Source organism: Streptococcus pseudopneumoniae (genome assembly GCF_001072925.1).
GTDB lineage: Bacteria > Bacillota > Bacilli > Lactobacillales > Streptococcaceae > Streptococcus > Streptococcus pseudopneumoniae_Q.
The window spans coordinates 1-16,137 of record NZ_JVHE01000119.1 but is presented as its reverse complement, the minus strand read 5'-3'; the positions used below and the strand labels follow the sequence as shown (position 1 = coordinate 16,137).

17 protein-coding genes are annotated in these 16,137 nt (G+C 40.2%); 5 read left to right on the top strand and 12 right to left on the bottom strand.

Features of this window, described 5'->3' with window-relative positions:
• Positions 1-2: 2 nt before the first annotated feature.
• The 7 genes from ADH81_RS09295 to ADH81_RS09265 all read right to left on the bottom strand — a co-directional run bounded on the left by ADH81_RS09295 (position 3) and on the right by ADH81_RS09265 (position 5,105).
• Positions 3-872: a branched-chain amino acid ABC transporter permease gene (locus ADH81_RS09295; protein ID WP_000941435.1), complete on the bottom strand. Its 870-nt coding sequence runs from the start codon at positions 870-872 to the stop codon at positions 3-5.
• Between the two features lie 115 nt (positions 873-987).
• On the bottom strand, positions 988-2,148 hold the full coding sequence (locus ADH81_RS09290) for an ABC transporter substrate-binding protein (protein ID WP_049528536.1): 1,161 nt from the start codon (positions 2,146-2,148) through the stop codon (positions 988-990).
• Between the two features lie 88 nt (positions 2,149-2,236).
• Positions 2,237-2,506 carry a YlbG family protein gene (locus tag ADH81_RS09285; RefSeq protein WP_049528534.1) on the bottom strand — a complete coding sequence of 90 codons (270 nt, stop codon included), beginning with the start codon at positions 2,504-2,506 and terminating at the stop codon, positions 2,237-2,239.
• A gap of 75 nt (positions 2,507-2,581) precedes the next feature.
• A complete protein-coding gene (gene clpP, locus ADH81_RS09280; protein ID WP_000613459.1) occupies positions 2,582-3,172 on the bottom strand; it encodes an ATP-dependent Clp protease proteolytic subunit ClpP in 591 nt (196 codons plus the stop codon).
• Between the two features lie 172 nt (positions 3,173-3,344).
• The gene (gene upp, locus ADH81_RS09275; RefSeq protein WP_000517029.1) at positions 3,345-3,974 is read right to left on the bottom strand and encodes a uracil phosphoribosyltransferase; all 630 of its coding nucleotides are present in this window, start codon (positions 3,972-3,974) and stop codon (positions 3,345-3,347) included.
• A gap of 87 nt (positions 3,975-4,061) precedes the next feature.
• Positions 4,062-4,529: a deoxycytidylate deaminase gene (locus tag ADH81_RS09270; RefSeq protein ID WP_000136981.1), complete on the bottom strand. Its 468-nt coding sequence runs from the start codon at positions 4,527-4,529 to the stop codon at positions 4,062-4,064.
• 18 nt (positions 4,530-4,547) lie between these two features.
• The gene (locus ADH81_RS09265) at positions 4,548-5,105 is read right to left on the bottom strand and encodes a TetR/AcrR family transcriptional regulator (protein WP_000840874.1); all 558 of its coding nucleotides are present in this window, start codon (positions 5,103-5,105) and stop codon (positions 4,548-4,550) included.
• Between the two features lie 124 nt (positions 5,106-5,229).
• Here ADH81_RS09265 and ADH81_RS09260 point away from each other — a divergent pair, with 124 nt between their 5' ends.
• Genes ADH81_RS09260 through ADH81_RS09245 form a run of 4 tightly spaced genes read left to right on the top strand, consistent with a single transcriptional unit; the run spans position 5,230 to position 8,336 of the window.
• Positions 5,230-6,075: a DegV family protein gene (locus ADH81_RS09260; RefSeq protein ID WP_049528531.1), complete on the top strand. Its 846-nt coding sequence runs from the start codon at positions 5,230-5,232 to the stop codon at positions 6,073-6,075.
• 56 nt (positions 6,076-6,131) lie between these two features.
• The gene (locus ADH81_RS09255; protein ID WP_049528528.1) at positions 6,132-7,298 is read left to right on the top strand and encodes an NAD(P)/FAD-dependent oxidoreductase; all 1,167 of its coding nucleotides are present in this window, start codon (positions 6,132-6,134) and stop codon (positions 7,296-7,298) included.
• A gap of 50 nt (positions 7,299-7,348) precedes the next feature.
• Positions 7,349-7,870: a DUF1697 domain-containing protein gene (locus ADH81_RS09250; protein ID WP_049528526.1), complete on the top strand. Its 522-nt coding sequence runs from the start codon at positions 7,349-7,351 to the stop codon at positions 7,868-7,870.
• A gap of 10 nt (positions 7,871-7,880) precedes the next feature.
• On the top strand, positions 7,881-8,336 hold the full coding sequence (locus ADH81_RS09245; protein WP_049528524.1) for an 8-oxo-dGTP diphosphatase: 456 nt from the start codon (positions 7,881-7,883) through the stop codon (positions 8,334-8,336).
• Positions 8,337-8,560: 224 nt separating this feature from the next.
• Here ADH81_RS09245 and ADH81_RS09240 read toward each other — a convergent pair whose 3' ends face one another.
• Positions 8,561-9,301 carry a MerR family transcriptional regulator gene (locus ADH81_RS09240; protein ID WP_049528522.1) on the bottom strand — a complete coding sequence of 247 codons (741 nt, stop codon included), beginning with the start codon at positions 9,299-9,301 and terminating at the stop codon, positions 8,561-8,563.
• A 228-nt stretch (positions 9,302-9,529) separates the two neighbouring features.
• Here ADH81_RS09240 and ADH81_RS09230 point away from each other — a divergent pair, with 228 nt between their 5' ends.
• Complete coding sequence (locus tag ADH81_RS09230) at positions 9,530-10,870, top strand: sodium-dependent transporter (RefSeq protein ID WP_049528520.1); 1,341 nt, start codon at positions 9,530-9,532, stop codon at positions 10,868-10,870.
• 42 nt (positions 10,871-10,912) lie between these two features.
• Here the strand turns inward: ADH81_RS09230 and manA are convergent, their stop codons facing one another.
• The 4 genes from manA to spxB all read right to left on the bottom strand — a co-directional run bounded on the left by manA (position 10,913) and on the right by spxB (position 15,814).
• Entirely contained in the window at positions 10,913-11,857 is a 945-nt protein-coding gene (gene manA, locus ADH81_RS09225) for a mannose-6-phosphate isomerase, class I (protein ID WP_049528518.1), read from the bottom strand.
• A gap of 120 nt (positions 11,858-11,977) precedes the next feature.
• The gene (locus ADH81_RS09220; RefSeq protein ID WP_049528516.1) at positions 11,978-13,417 is read right to left on the bottom strand and encodes a 6-phospho-beta-glucosidase; all 1,440 of its coding nucleotides are present in this window, start codon (positions 13,415-13,417) and stop codon (positions 11,978-11,980) included.
• Positions 13,418-13,631: 214 nt separating this feature from the next.
• Positions 13,632-13,979: a VOC family protein gene (locus ADH81_RS09215; protein ID WP_049528515.1), complete on the bottom strand. Its 348-nt coding sequence runs from the start codon at positions 13,977-13,979 to the stop codon at positions 13,632-13,634.
• Positions 13,980-14,038: 59 nt separating this feature from the next.
• The gene (gene spxB, locus ADH81_RS09210; protein ID WP_049528513.1) at positions 14,039-15,814 is read right to left on the bottom strand and encodes a pyruvate oxidase; all 1,776 of its coding nucleotides are present in this window, start codon (positions 15,812-15,814) and stop codon (positions 14,039-14,041) included.
• Positions 15,815-16,137 lie beyond the last annotated feature (323 nt).

The following is a 16,137-nucleotide window of genomic DNA, read 5'->3' as shown; positions in this document are numbered from 1 at the left end:
GTTTACACCTTCTCTTTCACATTCTTACCGAGGATACCAGCTGGACGAACAATCAAGATTAAGAGCAAGATTCCATACACGATGGCATCACGGAAATCTGACATTCCGAAGGCGGTAGCAAATGTCTCCAAAAGACCAATAACAAAGCCACCCAGAGCTGCACCAGGGATAATTCCGATACCACCAAGAACGGCAGCCACGAATGATTTAATACCTGGAGTCATTCCCATCAATGGTTCAAGAGAGTTATAGTAAAGTGCAATCAAGACACCCGCTGCACCAGCTAGAGCTGAACCCAATGCAAAGGTGAAACTGATTGTACGGTTCACGTTAATCCCCATCAGCTGAGCAGCATCACTATCTACAGAAACGGCACGCATGGCTTTCCCCATCTTGGTTTTTTGTACGATGAGTTGTAGAAGAACCATCAAAACAAGTGAGACAGTCAAAATCAACAATTGAATATTTGTTAGACTGATTGGGCCCAAGTCATAACGAACTGTTTGGATTGCTTGAGGAAAGGCACGTGTATTGGCGCCTACCAGATAGACCATCCCATACTCCAGTAAGAAGGAAACCCCGATGGCTGTAATCAATACAGAGATACGAGTTGAATGACGTAATGGACGATAAGCAAGAAACTCAATGATAACACCGAGAATTGCCGTTCCAATCATCGATAAGATCAAGGCTACAAAGAAATTTAATTGCAAGGAATTAATCAAGAAATAACCCATGAAAGCACCCATCATATAAATATCACCGTGGGCAAAGTTAATGAGCTTGATAATTCCATAAACCATAGTATAACCTAGGGCTAGCAGCGCATAGACACTCCCTAAGATTAGACCATTGACAAGTTGTTGAAGCATATGGTTCACTCTTTCTAAGTTTTATTTTTTAGGATTTTTATAAAAAAATAATCCTTTCATAAACACTGAAACAGGGAGTGAGTAAAAGCTCATTCCCCATTTCCTGTATCTATAATTATGGTTTTACGACTTCTGCCGCTTCTACTTTACCATTATTCATGGTCATCATGAAGGCTGTTTTCACAGTGTTGTGATCTGCATCAAAGCTTGTTTGACCTGTAACACCTTCAAAGTTTTGTGTTTTAGCAAGATTGTTCTTGATATCAACTGAAGTTTTAGCCCCTTTTGCTGCATTAGCTACAAGGTAAACTGAGTCATAAGCAAGAGCTGCAAATGTTGAAGGATCTTCGTTATATTTTGCACGGTAAGCTTCAAGGAAGGCTTTTGCTTTATCTGAAACCTCTACAGTAGTTGAGAATCCTGAGATGAAGTAGATATTTGATGCGCGTTCGGCTGTTGCTTGTTGAACAAACTCTGCACCGTTGAATCCATCACCACCAATGATTGGTTTATCAATTCCCATACCACGAGCTTGGTTTACAATCTTACCAGCTTCTGTGTAGTAACCTGGCAATACGATTGCATCAAAGTCTTTATCTTTGATTTTTGTCAAAGCTGCTTGGAAGTCAGTATCACCTGATACAAACGTTTCATCTGCTACGATTTTTCCTGAGAATGAATCACGGAATGATTTTGCAATTCCTTTAGCGTAGTCGCTTGAGTTATCAGTATACAAGACAACTTTCTTAGCGTTCAACTTGTTTGTAACATAGTTAGAAATAATTTTCCCTTGGAAGCTATCTTGGAATGTTCCGATGAAAAGGAAATCTTGACCTTTTGTCAAACCATCTTGAGTAGCACTTGGAGAAATCAACGGAACCCCAGCTTGTGTAGCATTTGCTACTGCTGCTGCAGTTGCACCTGAAGTTGCAGGTCCTACGATTGCTGCTACTTTAGATTGAGTAACAAGGTTTGTTGAAACTGAAGCAGCTTCAGCAGTTTCAGATTTGTTATCTTTGTCTACTACTTCGATCTGTTTTCCATCGACACCACCTGCTGCGTTGATTTCATCAACTGCAAGTTGAGCACCCTTTTGCTCAGATGTACCGTAAGATGCTACAGCACCAGTTTCTTCAAAGTTGAAACCGATTTTAACGACTTTCTCATCCACTGGGTTACCAGTTGAATTTGAAGCTCCTGACTTCACTTCACCACAGGCTGCTAAAACAGCTACACTTGCAAGAGCTACAAGTGATAATGCGAATTTTTTCTTCATGTTTATCTCCTTTTAATTTCTTAATTTAAATTACATGTTAAGAATATACCGAATTATCAGAAAATTGTCAACAAGTTTATCTCTTTTTTTACATGATAACGTTTTCGGTGTTTTTATAGAGGTTACCAACGAAAGGAGTCTCTAATTCTTGGATATGACATCGTCTCACTTTTTTGATAAATTTCTCTTTACCTAAACGACCTACCAGGTCTTCTACTTCTTCTGTTGGAACATACAGTTGCAGATAACGGTGTTTTTTAGAGTGATAACAAATATCGCCATAATTTGCGAGTTTTTTTGCATCACGATTATAGTATAGGTAGATAATCAGACCAGACCGATTTTCTTTTTGAAACATAATTCATCTTCCTTCTAGTAATCTTCCTCTTATTATACCAAAAAAAGCAAACTCAGTCGAGCTTGCTTTAGTAGATTAATTCAAAGAATTATTAGCCATAATTTCATCAATGAAACCATATTCAAGTGTTTCTTGAGCACTCATCCAGTAATCACGTTCAGCATCTGCATGGATTTGCTCAACTGATTTACCAGAGTTATCTGCAAGAATTTGCTCCAAAGTCTTACGAGTTTTAAGCAAGTGTTCAGCAGCGATCGCCATATCTGTTTGCTGAGTACCACCACCTGTACCACCCATTGGTTGATGAATCATGTATTCTGCATTCGGAAGCATGAAACGTTTGCCCTTTGCTCCACTTGAGGCAATAATTGTCCCCATTGAAGCAGCCATTCCCATAACAATGGTTTGGACATCTGCCTTGATAAAGTTCATAGTATCAACGATTGCCAAACCAGCTGATACAGAACCACCTGGAGTATTCACATAAAGGTAAATATCTTTTGTACTATCTTGGGCATCCAAGAATAGCAATTGGGCGATAACTGAGTTTGCCATATTGTCTTCGACTGGTCCAGTCAACATGATGATACGATCTTTTAAAAGACGTGAGTAAATGTCATATGAACGTTCTCCACGACTTGTTTGTTCAATAACTACAGGAATCATTCATTTCTCCTTCTGATTTCAATTTTTCTTAGTCAAACGACTCAATACAGATCTATTATATCTTTTTGGTCAAAAAAGGTCAAATTTTTGCTCTATCCTAAAAACAGACACAAAAATTCAACCTCCTTTCGAGACTAAAACCAATGAACAGTTTTAGTTTATGCTTAGAATTTTACTTAGTTCCGAACAAACGGTCTCCAGCGTCACCAAGACCTGGAACGATATAGCCATGTTCGTTCAAGCGTTCATCCAAAGCTGCTGTAAAGATTTCTACATCTGGATGAGCTTCTTGAAGAGCTTTTACACCTTCTGGAGCAGATACAAGGCAGACAAATTTGATGTTTGATGCTCCACGTTTTTTGAGGGAATCAACAGCCAAGATTGCAGAACCACCTGTTGCAAGCATAGGGTCAACCACAAAAATTTGACGTTGGTCGATATCTTCAGGTAATTTAACCAAGTATTCTACTGGTTGAAGAGTTTCTTCGTCACGGTACATACCAATATGTCCAACTTTGGCTGCTGGAACCAAGCTCAATAGCCCATCGACCATCCCAATACCTGCACGCAAGATTGGAACAATTGCCAATTTTTTACCAGCCAATTGTTTTTGAACTGTTTTTGTGATAGGTGTTTCGATTTCAACGTCTTCAAGCGGAAGATCACGAAGTACTTCATATCCCATCAACATAGCAATTTCATCTACTAACTCACGAAAAGCTTTTGTAGAAGTGTCTGTACGACGCAAGATTGACAATTTGTGTTGAATGAGTGGATGATTAATGACTTCAAGTTTTCCCATTTTCTGAATTCCTTCTTTCAATTTATTCTTCTTATTATATCAAAAAATGGTTTAAAAATCCTTCTAAACCATCTTTTTTTTTAATTTTTAAATCAAGTTAGCTTCTTGAAGAGCTGCTTGTACTGTCTCAAGTGGTAAATGGGTCAACTCGGTCCCTTTTTCACGATAGAGATACTGGGCGTAGTCGTCCATACGGTACTGGTTAATATAAACGACACGTTCACAACCTACCTGAAGTAATTGCTTGGTACAATTAAGACAAGGAAAATGAGTAACGTAAGCTGTAAATCCTTTTGGAACGCCACGTTCGGCTCCTTGTAAAATAGCATTAACCTCAGCATGAAGAGTGCGGACACAGTGGCCCTCAATCACTAAACAGTCATGGTCAATACAATGTTCTGTTCCAGATACAGAGCCATTATAACCTGTTGAAATAACCTTATTATCCTTGACTAAAACAGCTCCTACCTTGGCGCGTTTACAGGTTGAACGATTGGCAATCAATAAGGCTTGAGCAGCAAAATACTCATCCCAAGCCAGTCTTTTTTCTGTCATAACTTCTCTCCTCCTGATCTATTTTTTGAAAAATGGTAGGCGTAAATCTGCGATTTTTTCAGCAGGAACCTTCATTCCATCCTTGATCCATTTAAGCAAAACTGATACGATGGCAGAACTCCAAAAAGAATGCAGGTAAGAGCTGACTCCTTTTGATTTTCCATAGTATTTTTCTAAAAACTCTTGCATAGCTTGCACAAAGATTTTTTCCAAGTGATAGTCCAGGGCAAGCTGAATAACCTTGGCTTCTTTTCTGGCTTCACGAAAGAGATGAACCCAAACCAGATAGAGATCTGTTTTGACATCATAATGACTCAGCTGCTCCATGATATTATGGACACTGCGTTTAAAGACGCTTTCTAAAATCTCTTCTTTGGAGTCATAGTTTCGATAAAAGGCTGCACGGGAGACCCCAGCTCTTTTTACCAATTCGGAAATGCTAATCTTTGTCAACTCCTTTTTCTCCAAAAGTTGCAAAAGAGCTGTTTCGATAGCTTCTCTGGTCAGTAAATTGGATTCTTTGTTTGATTTTCTGAGATTTTCAAGTGAATTTTCAGAAATTCTTCGTTCGGCCATAACACTTCCTTTCTACTTGTGACAACAGAGTGACGAGACTTTTGTTTTAAGATTTTTCATGATATAATTGTAAAAAAAGACAGAACCTTTGTCAATGTATAAGTGATAAAGATGGAGAATTTCTATGACTTGGAAGATTGTAGCTGACTCTGGTTGTGATTATCGTCAACTGGCAAATCCAGCAATTGATACTGAATTCATCAGTGTTCCCTTAACCATTCAAGTGGCTGATCAAGTCTTTATTGACGATGCTAGTCTTGATATTAACAAAATGATGGAAACCATGTATGCAACTTCTGAAGCTTCAAAATCAGCTTGTCCTAGCCCTGATGATTACTTGCGAGCATTCGAAGGGGCTAAACATATTTTTGTAGTGACCATTACCGGAACTCTTTCTGGTAGTCAAAACAGCGCTCAATTAGCTAAGAATCTCTATCTCGAAGAACATCCTGATACTCAGATTCATGTCATTGATAGTTTATCTGCTGGTGGAGAAGTTGATCTAATCGTAGAAAAAATCAATGATTTGATTGACCAAGGACTTTCTTTTGAAGAAGTGGTTAAAGCTATTACTGCTTACCAAGAAAAAACTAAGTTATTGTTCGTCCTCGCTAAGGTTGATAACCTCGTTAAGAATGGTCGCTTGAGTAAGCTGATCGGTACAGTTGTTGGGCTCCTTAATATTCGTATGGTCGGGGAAGCAAGTGAAACTGGAACCTTGGAACTCCTACAAAAGGCTCGTGGTGCTAAGAAGTCCCTCCAAGCTGCTTATGAAGAGTTAATCAAGGCTGGCTACGCTGGTGGGCGTATCGTCATGGCTCACCGCAGTAATGATAAATTCTGCCAACAGCTCTCTGAACGTGTGCGTGAAACATTCCCACAAGCTGAAATCAAGATTATCCCAACCTCTGGACTCTGCAGTTTTTATGCAGAAGAAGGTGGACTCCTCATGGGATATGAAATTGACTAATAAATCAAACAGGAGATGACTTATCATCTCTTGTTTTTTTATGGTACAATACTTTTATGAAACATTTTGACACTATTGTAATTGGGGGAGGCCCTGCTGGTATGATGGCTACCATTTCCAGTAGCTTTTATGGGCAGAAAACCCTTCTCATCGAAAAAAATCGAAAACTCGGAAAAAAATTAGCTGGTACTGGTGGTGGTCGCTGTAACGTTACCAACAATGGAACTCTAGATGACCTATTAGCTGGCATTCCTGGGAATGGTCGCTTTCTATACAGTGTCTTTTCCCAGTTTGATAACCATGATATCATCAACTTTTTTACTGAAAATGGCGTCAAACTCAAGGTTGAGGACCACGGGCGTGTCTTTCCAGCCAGCGACAAATCTCGGACCATTATCGAAGCACTGGAAAAGAAAATCATGGAGCTAGGTGGGCAAGTTGCCACTCAAACAGAGATTGTTTCTGTTAAAAAGATTGACGACCAGTTTGTCCTTAAGTCTACAGACCAAACCTTCACTTGTGATAAACTCATTGTCACAACAGGTGGAAAATCCTATCCTTCTACTGGCTCTACTGGTTTTGGTCATGAAATCGCCCGACATTTCAAACACACTATTACCGAACTCGAAGCTGCTGAAAGTCCATTGTTGACTGATTTCCCGCATAAGGCCTTGCAGGGAATCTCCCTAGACGATGTGACCCTAAGCTATGGTAAGCACGTCATCACCCATGACCTGATCTTTACTCACTTTGGTTTGTCAGGTCCTGCTGCACTACGCATGTCTAGCTTTGTCAAGGGTGGGGAAACTCTCTCTCTAGATGTCTTGCCACAACTTTCTGAGAGAGAATTAGTCGACTTTTTAGAAGAGAACCGTGAGAAATCCTTGAAAAATGCCTTAAAAACCTTGCTCCCTGAACGCTTGGCAGAATTTTTTGTCCAAGGATATACTGAAAAAGTCAAACAACTAACTGAAAGAGAACGCAACCAACTTGTCCAGTCCATCAAGGCACTCAAAATCCCTGTAACTGGAAAGATGTCGCTAGCAAAATCTTTTGTAACTAAAGGTGGCGTTAGTCTCAAGGAAATCAATCCTAAAACGCTGGAAAGTAAGCTAGTACCTGGACTCCACTTTGCTGGTGAGGTACTAGATATCAATGCCCATACGGGGGGATTTAACATCACTTCTGCCCTCTGCACCGGATGGGTGGCAGGCTCAAACTAGAACTATAAATGATATAGTATCTAAAGATATTGGATAAGAAAGGAGCTATTTTGGAACATATTATTTTACTGAGAGGTGTTACACCGAATGGACAAAATGCTATCCCTAAAATGTCTTATCTGGTAGATATCTTAACAGAGGTTGGTTTTCAACGCGTTCGAACTTATATTCAAAGTGGAAATATTATTCTTGAAAGCGACTTAGCCATAGAAGAAATACGAGAACAAGTCCATACTCTAATAAAAGAAAAAATCGGAGCCGACTTGAAAATGGTCATTAAAAATAAGAGTGATTTTACAAAAATTGTCCAAGAAAATCCGTTTGGAGAACACTATCTTTATGACCGTATACATATAATTCTTTTCCAGAATGCTATCCCAAGTCTACCATTTGAAAAATTGGATAGTGACTATGGTGAAGAAGAAATTTGTATCGGCAACCATTGTCTTTACCTCTATCTCCCTAGAACTGCAAAAAGAAAAAAGCTTAATACCAACTATCTCGAAAAGCTGTTCGGCGTTGATCTGACCATGCGAAAGTTAAACGTGGTAGAAAAATTACTAACAAAATAGGAAAAATAAGATGAACAGAAGAGAATCAGTCGAATTTGTCAACATGTGTATGATTAAAAATGGGGACAAGGTTTTGGTTCAAGATCGAGTTAGTCCTAACTGGCCTGGCATTACTTTTCCTGGCGGCCATGTTGAACGTGGCGAATCCTTTGTCGATGCTGTCATTCGTGAAGTGGAGGAAGAAACTGGTCTGACCATTTCTAAACCTCAACTCTGTGGTATCAAAGATTGGTATGATGATGCAGATTATCGCTATGTTGTCCTCTTTTACAAAACTGAACACTTTACTGGTGAGCTCCAATCTTCAGACGAAGGAAAAGTCTGGTGGGAGGATTTTGAAAATCTATCTCATCTTAAACTAGCTACTGAGGATATGTCTGATATGCTTCGTATTTTTTTGGAAGAAGACCTCAGTGAATTCTTTTACTATAAGGATGGGGAAGACTGGTCTTACCAACTCAAATAACAGTAAATCGGCAGAGGTCTCTCCGCCGATTTTATCTTATCTAATCTTCAAGCTAGGTCTGTGTCCTACTACTAATACTCAATGAAAATCAAAGAGCAAACTAGAAAGCTAGCCGTAGGCTTTACTTGAGTATGGCAAGGTGAAGCTGACGTGGTTTGAAGAGATTTTCGAAAAGTATAAAATTCTGTTACTGGCTTTGTCAGCCTTAGCTTAGTCTTTGAGTTTTATCGAGTTTGTGTGCTTACATAGTGGGCAATAACATCTGATGTGTACTGAGCTGTTCCAGATCCAAATTTGTCAATGTTTTCCTTAAACTCTGGATTATAGACATAGCCTTTTCCGATATGACCGAAGACTTCCATAGAACAGTCAAATCCATAAGTACGAATAGCTTGCAAGAGCTTGGCTGCTTCCTCTTGGTTTTCAGATGCTGTTATCGGCAGACCAGATTGTAGATTTTGAGCCAAGGCTTGAAAGACTTGATTAAAGGCTGTTGCAGCCTCATCCTCTCGTCCTTTTTGACGCTCAAGTGCTTGATCCATAACTTCTTGGCCATACTTGTCTACAGCCTCTTGGTGGTATTTTTGATGGTCTTGGTAGCTAAATCCAGTGAATTTTTCCTCAATAGTCATTTTTCTTTCTCCTTTTTGTTCTTGAATGGTTTTTTGTAAGGTTGAAATCAAGGTATCCAGATGTTGCCTCTCCTGGGTTAAATAGTCCAACTGTCTAGTTAAATGTGGTAACAAGTCCGTCTTTTCTTCCTTCAATAGCTCTGCTATTTTTTCTAAAGAAAAGCCTAGATACTTGTAATAGAGGATAATCTGTAGTCGTTCTAAATCCTCTTGACTGTAGATCCGATAGCCATTTTCTGACTTTAATGGAACCAAAAGTCCAATCTTGTCATAATGGTAGAGAGTCTTGACGGAGACACCTGAAAGTTGCGCAGCTTCTTTGATATGGTACATGATTTCCTCCTCACATAAATAGTATATACCCTCCCCTTTGAGGAGAGTCAAGTATTTTATCATTTTTTTATAAAAACATGAAAATCGCTTTCTTGACAGACTTGAAAAATCATGATAGGATAATCAAGTCTATCAATCAAAGAATAAGCTCAAAAGAGCAATTGAGAGAAGGCTATTTGACAACTCAAGTAGCCTTTTATTATTTAGTAATAGATTGGAGTTTTAACGATGACTGAAAAATCGCAATGGGGCTCAAAACTGGGCTTTATCCTTGCATCTGCTGGTTCTGCTATTGGTCTTGGAGCTGTTTGGAAGTTCCCTTATATGACCGCTGCCAATGGTGGGGGAGGTTTCTTACTGGTCTTTCTCATCTCGACACTATTGATTGGATTTCCACTTCTCTTGGCTGAATTTGCCCTCGGTCGGAGCGCTGGCGTGTCAGCAATCAAAACCTTTGGAAAATTGGGTGATAACAAGAACTACAATTTTATCGGTTGGATCGGTGCCTTTGCCCTTTTCATCCTCTTATCCTTTTACAGTGTTATTGGGGGATGGGTTTTAGTTTATCTAGGTATCGCTATTGCTAAAGTCTGCCAAATTGGGATTAGCAGTGATTATGCCCAACTCTTTACAGACATCATTTCAAATCCTTGGATTGCCCTTGGGTCTCAAGCTCTTTTTATCTTCCTAAACATCTTTATCGTGTCTAAAGGGGTTCAAAAAGGGATTGAAAGAGCATCTAAAGTCATGATGCCTCTACTTTTTATCATCTTTGTCATTATTATCGGGCGTTCTCTTAGCTTGCCAAATGCTATGGAAGGCGTCGTTTACTTCCTCAAACCTGACTTTTCAAAACTAACAAGTGCTGGACTTCTCTATGCACTGGGTCAATCTTTCTTTGCCCTCTCACTAGGGGTGACAGCCATGCTGACCTACGCTTCCTACCTAGACAAGAAGACCAATCTGGTCCAATCAGGAATGTCTATCGTAGCCTTGAACATCTCAGTTTCTATCATGGCGGGACTTGCGATTTTCCCTGCTATGTCAGCCTTTAATATCCAATCTGAAGGTGGACCAAGTCTCCTCTTTATTGTTTTGCCGCAACTCTTTGACAAGATGCCTTTTGGAAGTGTTTTCTACATCCTCTTCCTCTTGCTATTCCTCTTTGCGACAGTCACTTCTTCTGTCGTGATGCTGGAAATCAATGTAGGCAACATCACTAACCAAGACAATCGTAAACGTACCAAGTGGAGTATGATTTTAGGTGTTTTAACTTTTGTATTTGGTATCCCCTCAGCCCTATCCTACGGTGTCATGGCAGACGTTCAAATCTTTGGAAAGACCTTCTTTGATGCCATGGACTTCTTGGTTTCTAATCTCCTCATGCCCTTTGGTGCACTCTGCTTGTCTCTCTTTACAGGCTATGTCTTCAAAAAAGCATTGGCTATGGAGGAATTGCACCTTGATGAAACACCGTGGAAACAAGGACTTTTCCAAGTCTGGCTCTTCCTTCTTCGTTTTATCATCCCAATTATTATCATCGTGGTCTTTATCGCCCAGTTTATGTAACTATAAAAATGGACTTGAGTTTTTTCCTCAAGTCCTTTCTTTTTATGGATGACTAACAATCAATTCCAAATCTTGCCCTTCTAAAGTCCAAGCTTCAACATCACTTGGTAAGATAAAGTGGCTACCTTTTTGAATTGGATAATCTTTACTGTCCACAGTTAGTTTCCCTTGACCAGCTAAGACACTCAACAAGCTATAGTCAGCTGTCTTTTCGAAGTCAACTTTTCCAGTGATTTCCCACTTGTAGACTGCGAAGAATTCATTGGATACAAGGAGAGTTGAACGCAAATCGTCTGCTTTGACAGTTACAGGACGGCTGTTAGCAGGCTCACCAATATTTAGAACATCGATGGATTTTTCAAGGTGAAGCTCGCGCAAGTTACCATTATCATCCTTGCGGTCAAAGTCATAAACACGGTAGGTTGTATCACTAGACTGTTGCGTTTCAAGGATCAAGATTCCTGCACCAATAGCATGCATGGTTCCACTTGGAACATAGAAGAAATTTCCAGCTTTTACAGGAACTTTTGTTAACAAGGCATCCCAGTTTTTATCTTCGATTTGCTGGCGGAGTTCTTCTTTTGACTTAGCATTATGGCCGTAAATAATTTCTGAACCCTCATCTGCAGCAATAATGTACCAACATTCTGTTTTTCCGAGTTCGCCCTCATGCTCTAGGCCATAAGCATCATCTGGGTGAACTTGAACACTGAGCCAGTCATTGGCATCAAGGATTTTTGTTAAAAGCGGAAATACTGGCTCTGGACGGTTGCCAAATAACTCACGGTGTTCCGCATACAAAGTAGCTAGGTCTGTTCCCTCAAAGCGACCATTGGCTACTTTGGAAACACCATTGGGGTGAGCTGAGATTGCCCAATACTCACCAATCTTTTCGTTCGGGATGTCGTATCCAAACTCATCACGAAGTTTCGTACCACCCCAAATTTTTTCTTGCATTACGGAATTTAAAAATAATGGTTCTGACATGTTTCATCTCCTGTCTGATTTTTCACCCTCATTATAGCAAAAAAAGAGTCCTAATTGAACTCTTTTTTCTATATTATAAAGAAGGGAGAAGATTTTATAAAAATAGTGAACAAATGTGCTCTACTCAATACTTGCACCATTGCTAGCAATGACATCCTTGTACCAGTAGAAGGATTTCTTCTTACTCCGTTTTAGGCTTCCATGACCATCATTATCACGATCCACATAGATAAAACCATAGCGCTTGTTCATTTCGCCTGTTCCAGCTGAAACCAGATCTATACAACCCCAAGTCGTATAACCAAGCAAGTCAACCCCGTCTTGGTAAATAGCATCTCGCATAGCCTTGATGTGAGCTTTTAGATAAGCAATCCGATAGTCATCTTCTACATAGCCATTTTCATCTGGCGTATCCATAGCGCCCAGCCCATTTTCTACGATGAACATAGGCTTTTGGTAACGATCCCAGATATCATTGAGGGTAATACGAAGCCCCAATGGGTCAATCTGCCACCCCCATTCAGAGGATTCCAGATAAGGATTTTTGATGGAGGTAAAGACATTTCCTGCTGTCAGATCCCTCACTTCTGGATCGCCTGAGGCCACTCGGCTCGCATAGTAAGAGAAGGAAACAAAGTCAACAGTGTGATTCTTCAACAAGACCAAATCCTCTGCTGTCATTTCAATCTCAATTCCCTCACGTTCCCACTGCTTCTTGGCGTAATTCGGGTATTCCCCACGCGCTTGGACATCAATGAAGAAGTAACTCTTACGGTCTTCCTCCATGGCTGCCCAGTAGTCTCTCGGATGAGTTGTATTGGGATAGTATTGCCCCGCCGCCAACATGCATCCCACCTTGTTTTCTGGATCAATTTCGTGGGCAATTTTAGTCGCAAGGGCTGAGGCTACCAACTCATGGTGAGCCGCTTGGTATTTGACTTGTTCTTGATTTTCTCCTTCTTCAAAACAGAGACCAGCTCCCATAAAGGGGGCATGGAGAATCATGTTGATTTCATTAAATGTTAGCCAGTATTTGACCAAGCCCTTATAACGGGTAAAGAGTGTACGACAGAGATTCTCATAGAAATCCAACATACGACGATTGCGCCAACCACCATACTCAGTAATTAAGTGCATGGGGCAGTCAAAATGCGTGATAGTCACCAGAGGTTGGATTCCATACTTGTGACATTCCTTAAACAAATCCTCATAAAAAGCTAAACCAGCTTCATTTGGCACGCTTTCGTCGCCCTTAGGAAAAATCCGAGTCCAAGCAATGGAAAGCCGATATGTTTTAAAGCCCATTTCTGCAAAAAGCGCAATATCTTCCTTGTAATGATGGTACATATCAATGGCTTCTTTTGCTGGGTAAAAATAGCCCTCCTCAAACGAGAACATCTTTTTCTGACCTGTGATTATGGCTTCACGGTCCTTTCCGATTGGAACAACATCAACATTCGCCAACCCACGACCGTCTAAATTATAAGCACCCTCACATTGATTAGCTGCGGTTGCACCACCCCATAGGAACCCTTCTGGAAATTGCAATTTATCTGTCATCACTTTACCTCGCTTTTTTTACTAGTTCTAGTATACCATTATCCCCTTCTCTTTCCAAAATCCTACCAGATCTTATGAAAAACTGAACCTATTCTAAGGTAGCTGTTGCTCTCGTACAAGATAAAAAGACCGGATTGCTCCGATCTTTCAATAGTTCATATTCGCACATTCTTTTTTAAGAATCATTATGGTTAACTTCAAATGACTAAGCGTCCTATTTCATACGATAAAAATCAATCACTAGACCAGCAGGGCCACTTACTAGCAGGGATTCGGTTCCCCAATCAGTTACAACTGGCCCATGTAAAATCTCAATCCCTAATTCTTTCAAACGCTTTTGATTCTGTTCCAAATCTTCAACTTCAATGTGTAGAATGATTCCTGACTGAAAATTTTCCAAAGGTATCAAATGGTTTTGGGACAACATCAGACAGTGACTGCCAATCGTAAACTGAGCAAAACTGTCATCAACATAATCGGACTTTTTATCCAAAATACGCTCCAAGTCAGCACAGACTTGGGGAACATCTGAAACGATGATATCTAATTGATTTAAATTCATTTACTATCCTCCATAAAAAGACCGGATGGCTCCGATCTTTTTAAGTTCCACGAGAGAAATTATTTGATTGCGCGTGATTGCAACCCTTCTTCTTCCAAGAAGAGGCGGAATGGTACGAGCTCTTCTGCTTCGTATTTTTCCTTGAAGGCTTTGATTGCTTCTGCTGAGTGTTGTTTTGGATCCAACTCAAGTACTTCTACTGGAAGTGGACGATGTGGAGTGATGTGAGCATCGATGACAACAGTTTTACCTTCTTTGTTCAATTTAACAGCTTCAGCAACGACTGCGTCGATGTCTTCGATACGGTCAACTGTAAATCCAATAGCTCCTTGAGCTTCAGCGATTTTCGCATAGTCAGCATTAGGGAAGTCACAACCAAACAAGTGTTTGTTTGTGTCTTCGTATTTGTCCTTGATGAAGGCATATTTACCATTTGAGAAGACAACGTTGATAACTGGAAGGTCGTATTGAACGTTTGTGATAACGTCTGGGTAGCACATGTTGAATGCACCGTCACCCATGATGTTCCATACTTGGCGATCTGGATTGTCTTTCTTAGCAGCGATACCACCAGGAAGGGCAATACCCATTGTCGCAAAGAGTGGAGATGTACGCCACATGTTCTTAGGTGTCATGTGAAGGTGACGAGTAGATGTTTGAGTAGTGTCACCTACGTCGATTGAGTAGATCGCATCTTCATCAGCATATTTGTTGATAGCGTTGTAAACTTGGTACAATTGAAGCGCACCCTCAGTTTTACCTTCGAGTTTGTTCATGTAGTCGCGCCAGTTTTGGTTGTTTTTCACGTTTGCACGCCACCATGGAGTAGATTCAACTGGATTTACTTTGTCAAGGATAGCTTTCGCTGCTTGACCTGCATCACCAAGGATTGAAGCGTCAAGGGCATGACGTTTACCAAGTTTGTAAGGGTCGATATCCACTTGGATGAATTTTTCAGTGTTCTTGAAGGCTTCATAAACTTCAGCAAATGGGAAGTTTGAACCAAGGAAAAGAACAGTGTCTGCTTCAAAAACTACTTCATTGGCTGGTTTCCAACCAACACGGTATGCAGAACCTGTCAAACCTTCGTAGTTCCATTCAAAAGCTTCAAAGTTTTTACCAGTTGTGATGATTGGTGCTTTGATTTTACGTGACAATTCAGTAATCACTTCACCTGCTTTAACACCACCGTAACCAGCATAGATAACTGGACGTTCAGCATTGTTCAAGATTTCAACAGCTTTGTCAATTTCAACTTCGTTCAAAGCAGGAGCGATGAATGAACGTTCGTACGAACCTGAACCGTAGTATGAGTTTTCGTCGATTTCTTGGAAACCAAAGTTTACTGGAATTTCAACAACGGCTGGACCTTTTTTAGAAACGGCAGCACGGCAAGCTTCGTCGATTACTTTTGGTAATTGCTCTGCGTAAGCTACACGTTTGTTGTAAACAGCGATACCGTTGTACATTGGGTTTTGGTTTAATTCTTGGAAGGCATCCATGTTTAATTCATTAACAGGACGTGATCCAAGGATAGCAAGGAATGGAGTGTTATCCATAGCTGCATCGTAAACACCGTTGATCAAGTGAGTCGCACCTGGACCACCTGAACCAACTGCAACACCAATAGATCCGCCAAATTTAGCCTGCATAACCGCTGCAAGAGCACCTGTTTCTTCGTGGCGAACTTGCAAGAAACGGATATCTTTATCTTCAGCCAAAGCGTCCATAAGTGAGCTAAGTGTTCCTGATGGGATACCGTAGATAGTATCTACGCCCCATGTTTTCAATACGTTAAGCATTGCTGCAGATGCAGTAATTTTCCCTTGAGTCATAATGATAACTCTCCTTAAAAGTTAATTTGATGAATAATAAAAGCGCTTTTATATGTTTTTTGAAAACGATTCAGTAAATTTACACTCCTAATTTATCACATTTACTTTTAGTTTCATAAGAATGTGCTCACAAAACTTCATTCTCTATTACAGTACAGATTGAAAACTTTTTGAAAATCTGTTTTAGAATAGCAAAAAAGCGGTTAAGACCGCCTTTTTATACTCAATGAAAATCAAAGAGCAAACTAGGAAGCTAGCCACAGGCTGTACTTGAGTACGGCAAGGTGAAGCTGACGTGGTTTGAATTTGATTTTCGAAGAGTA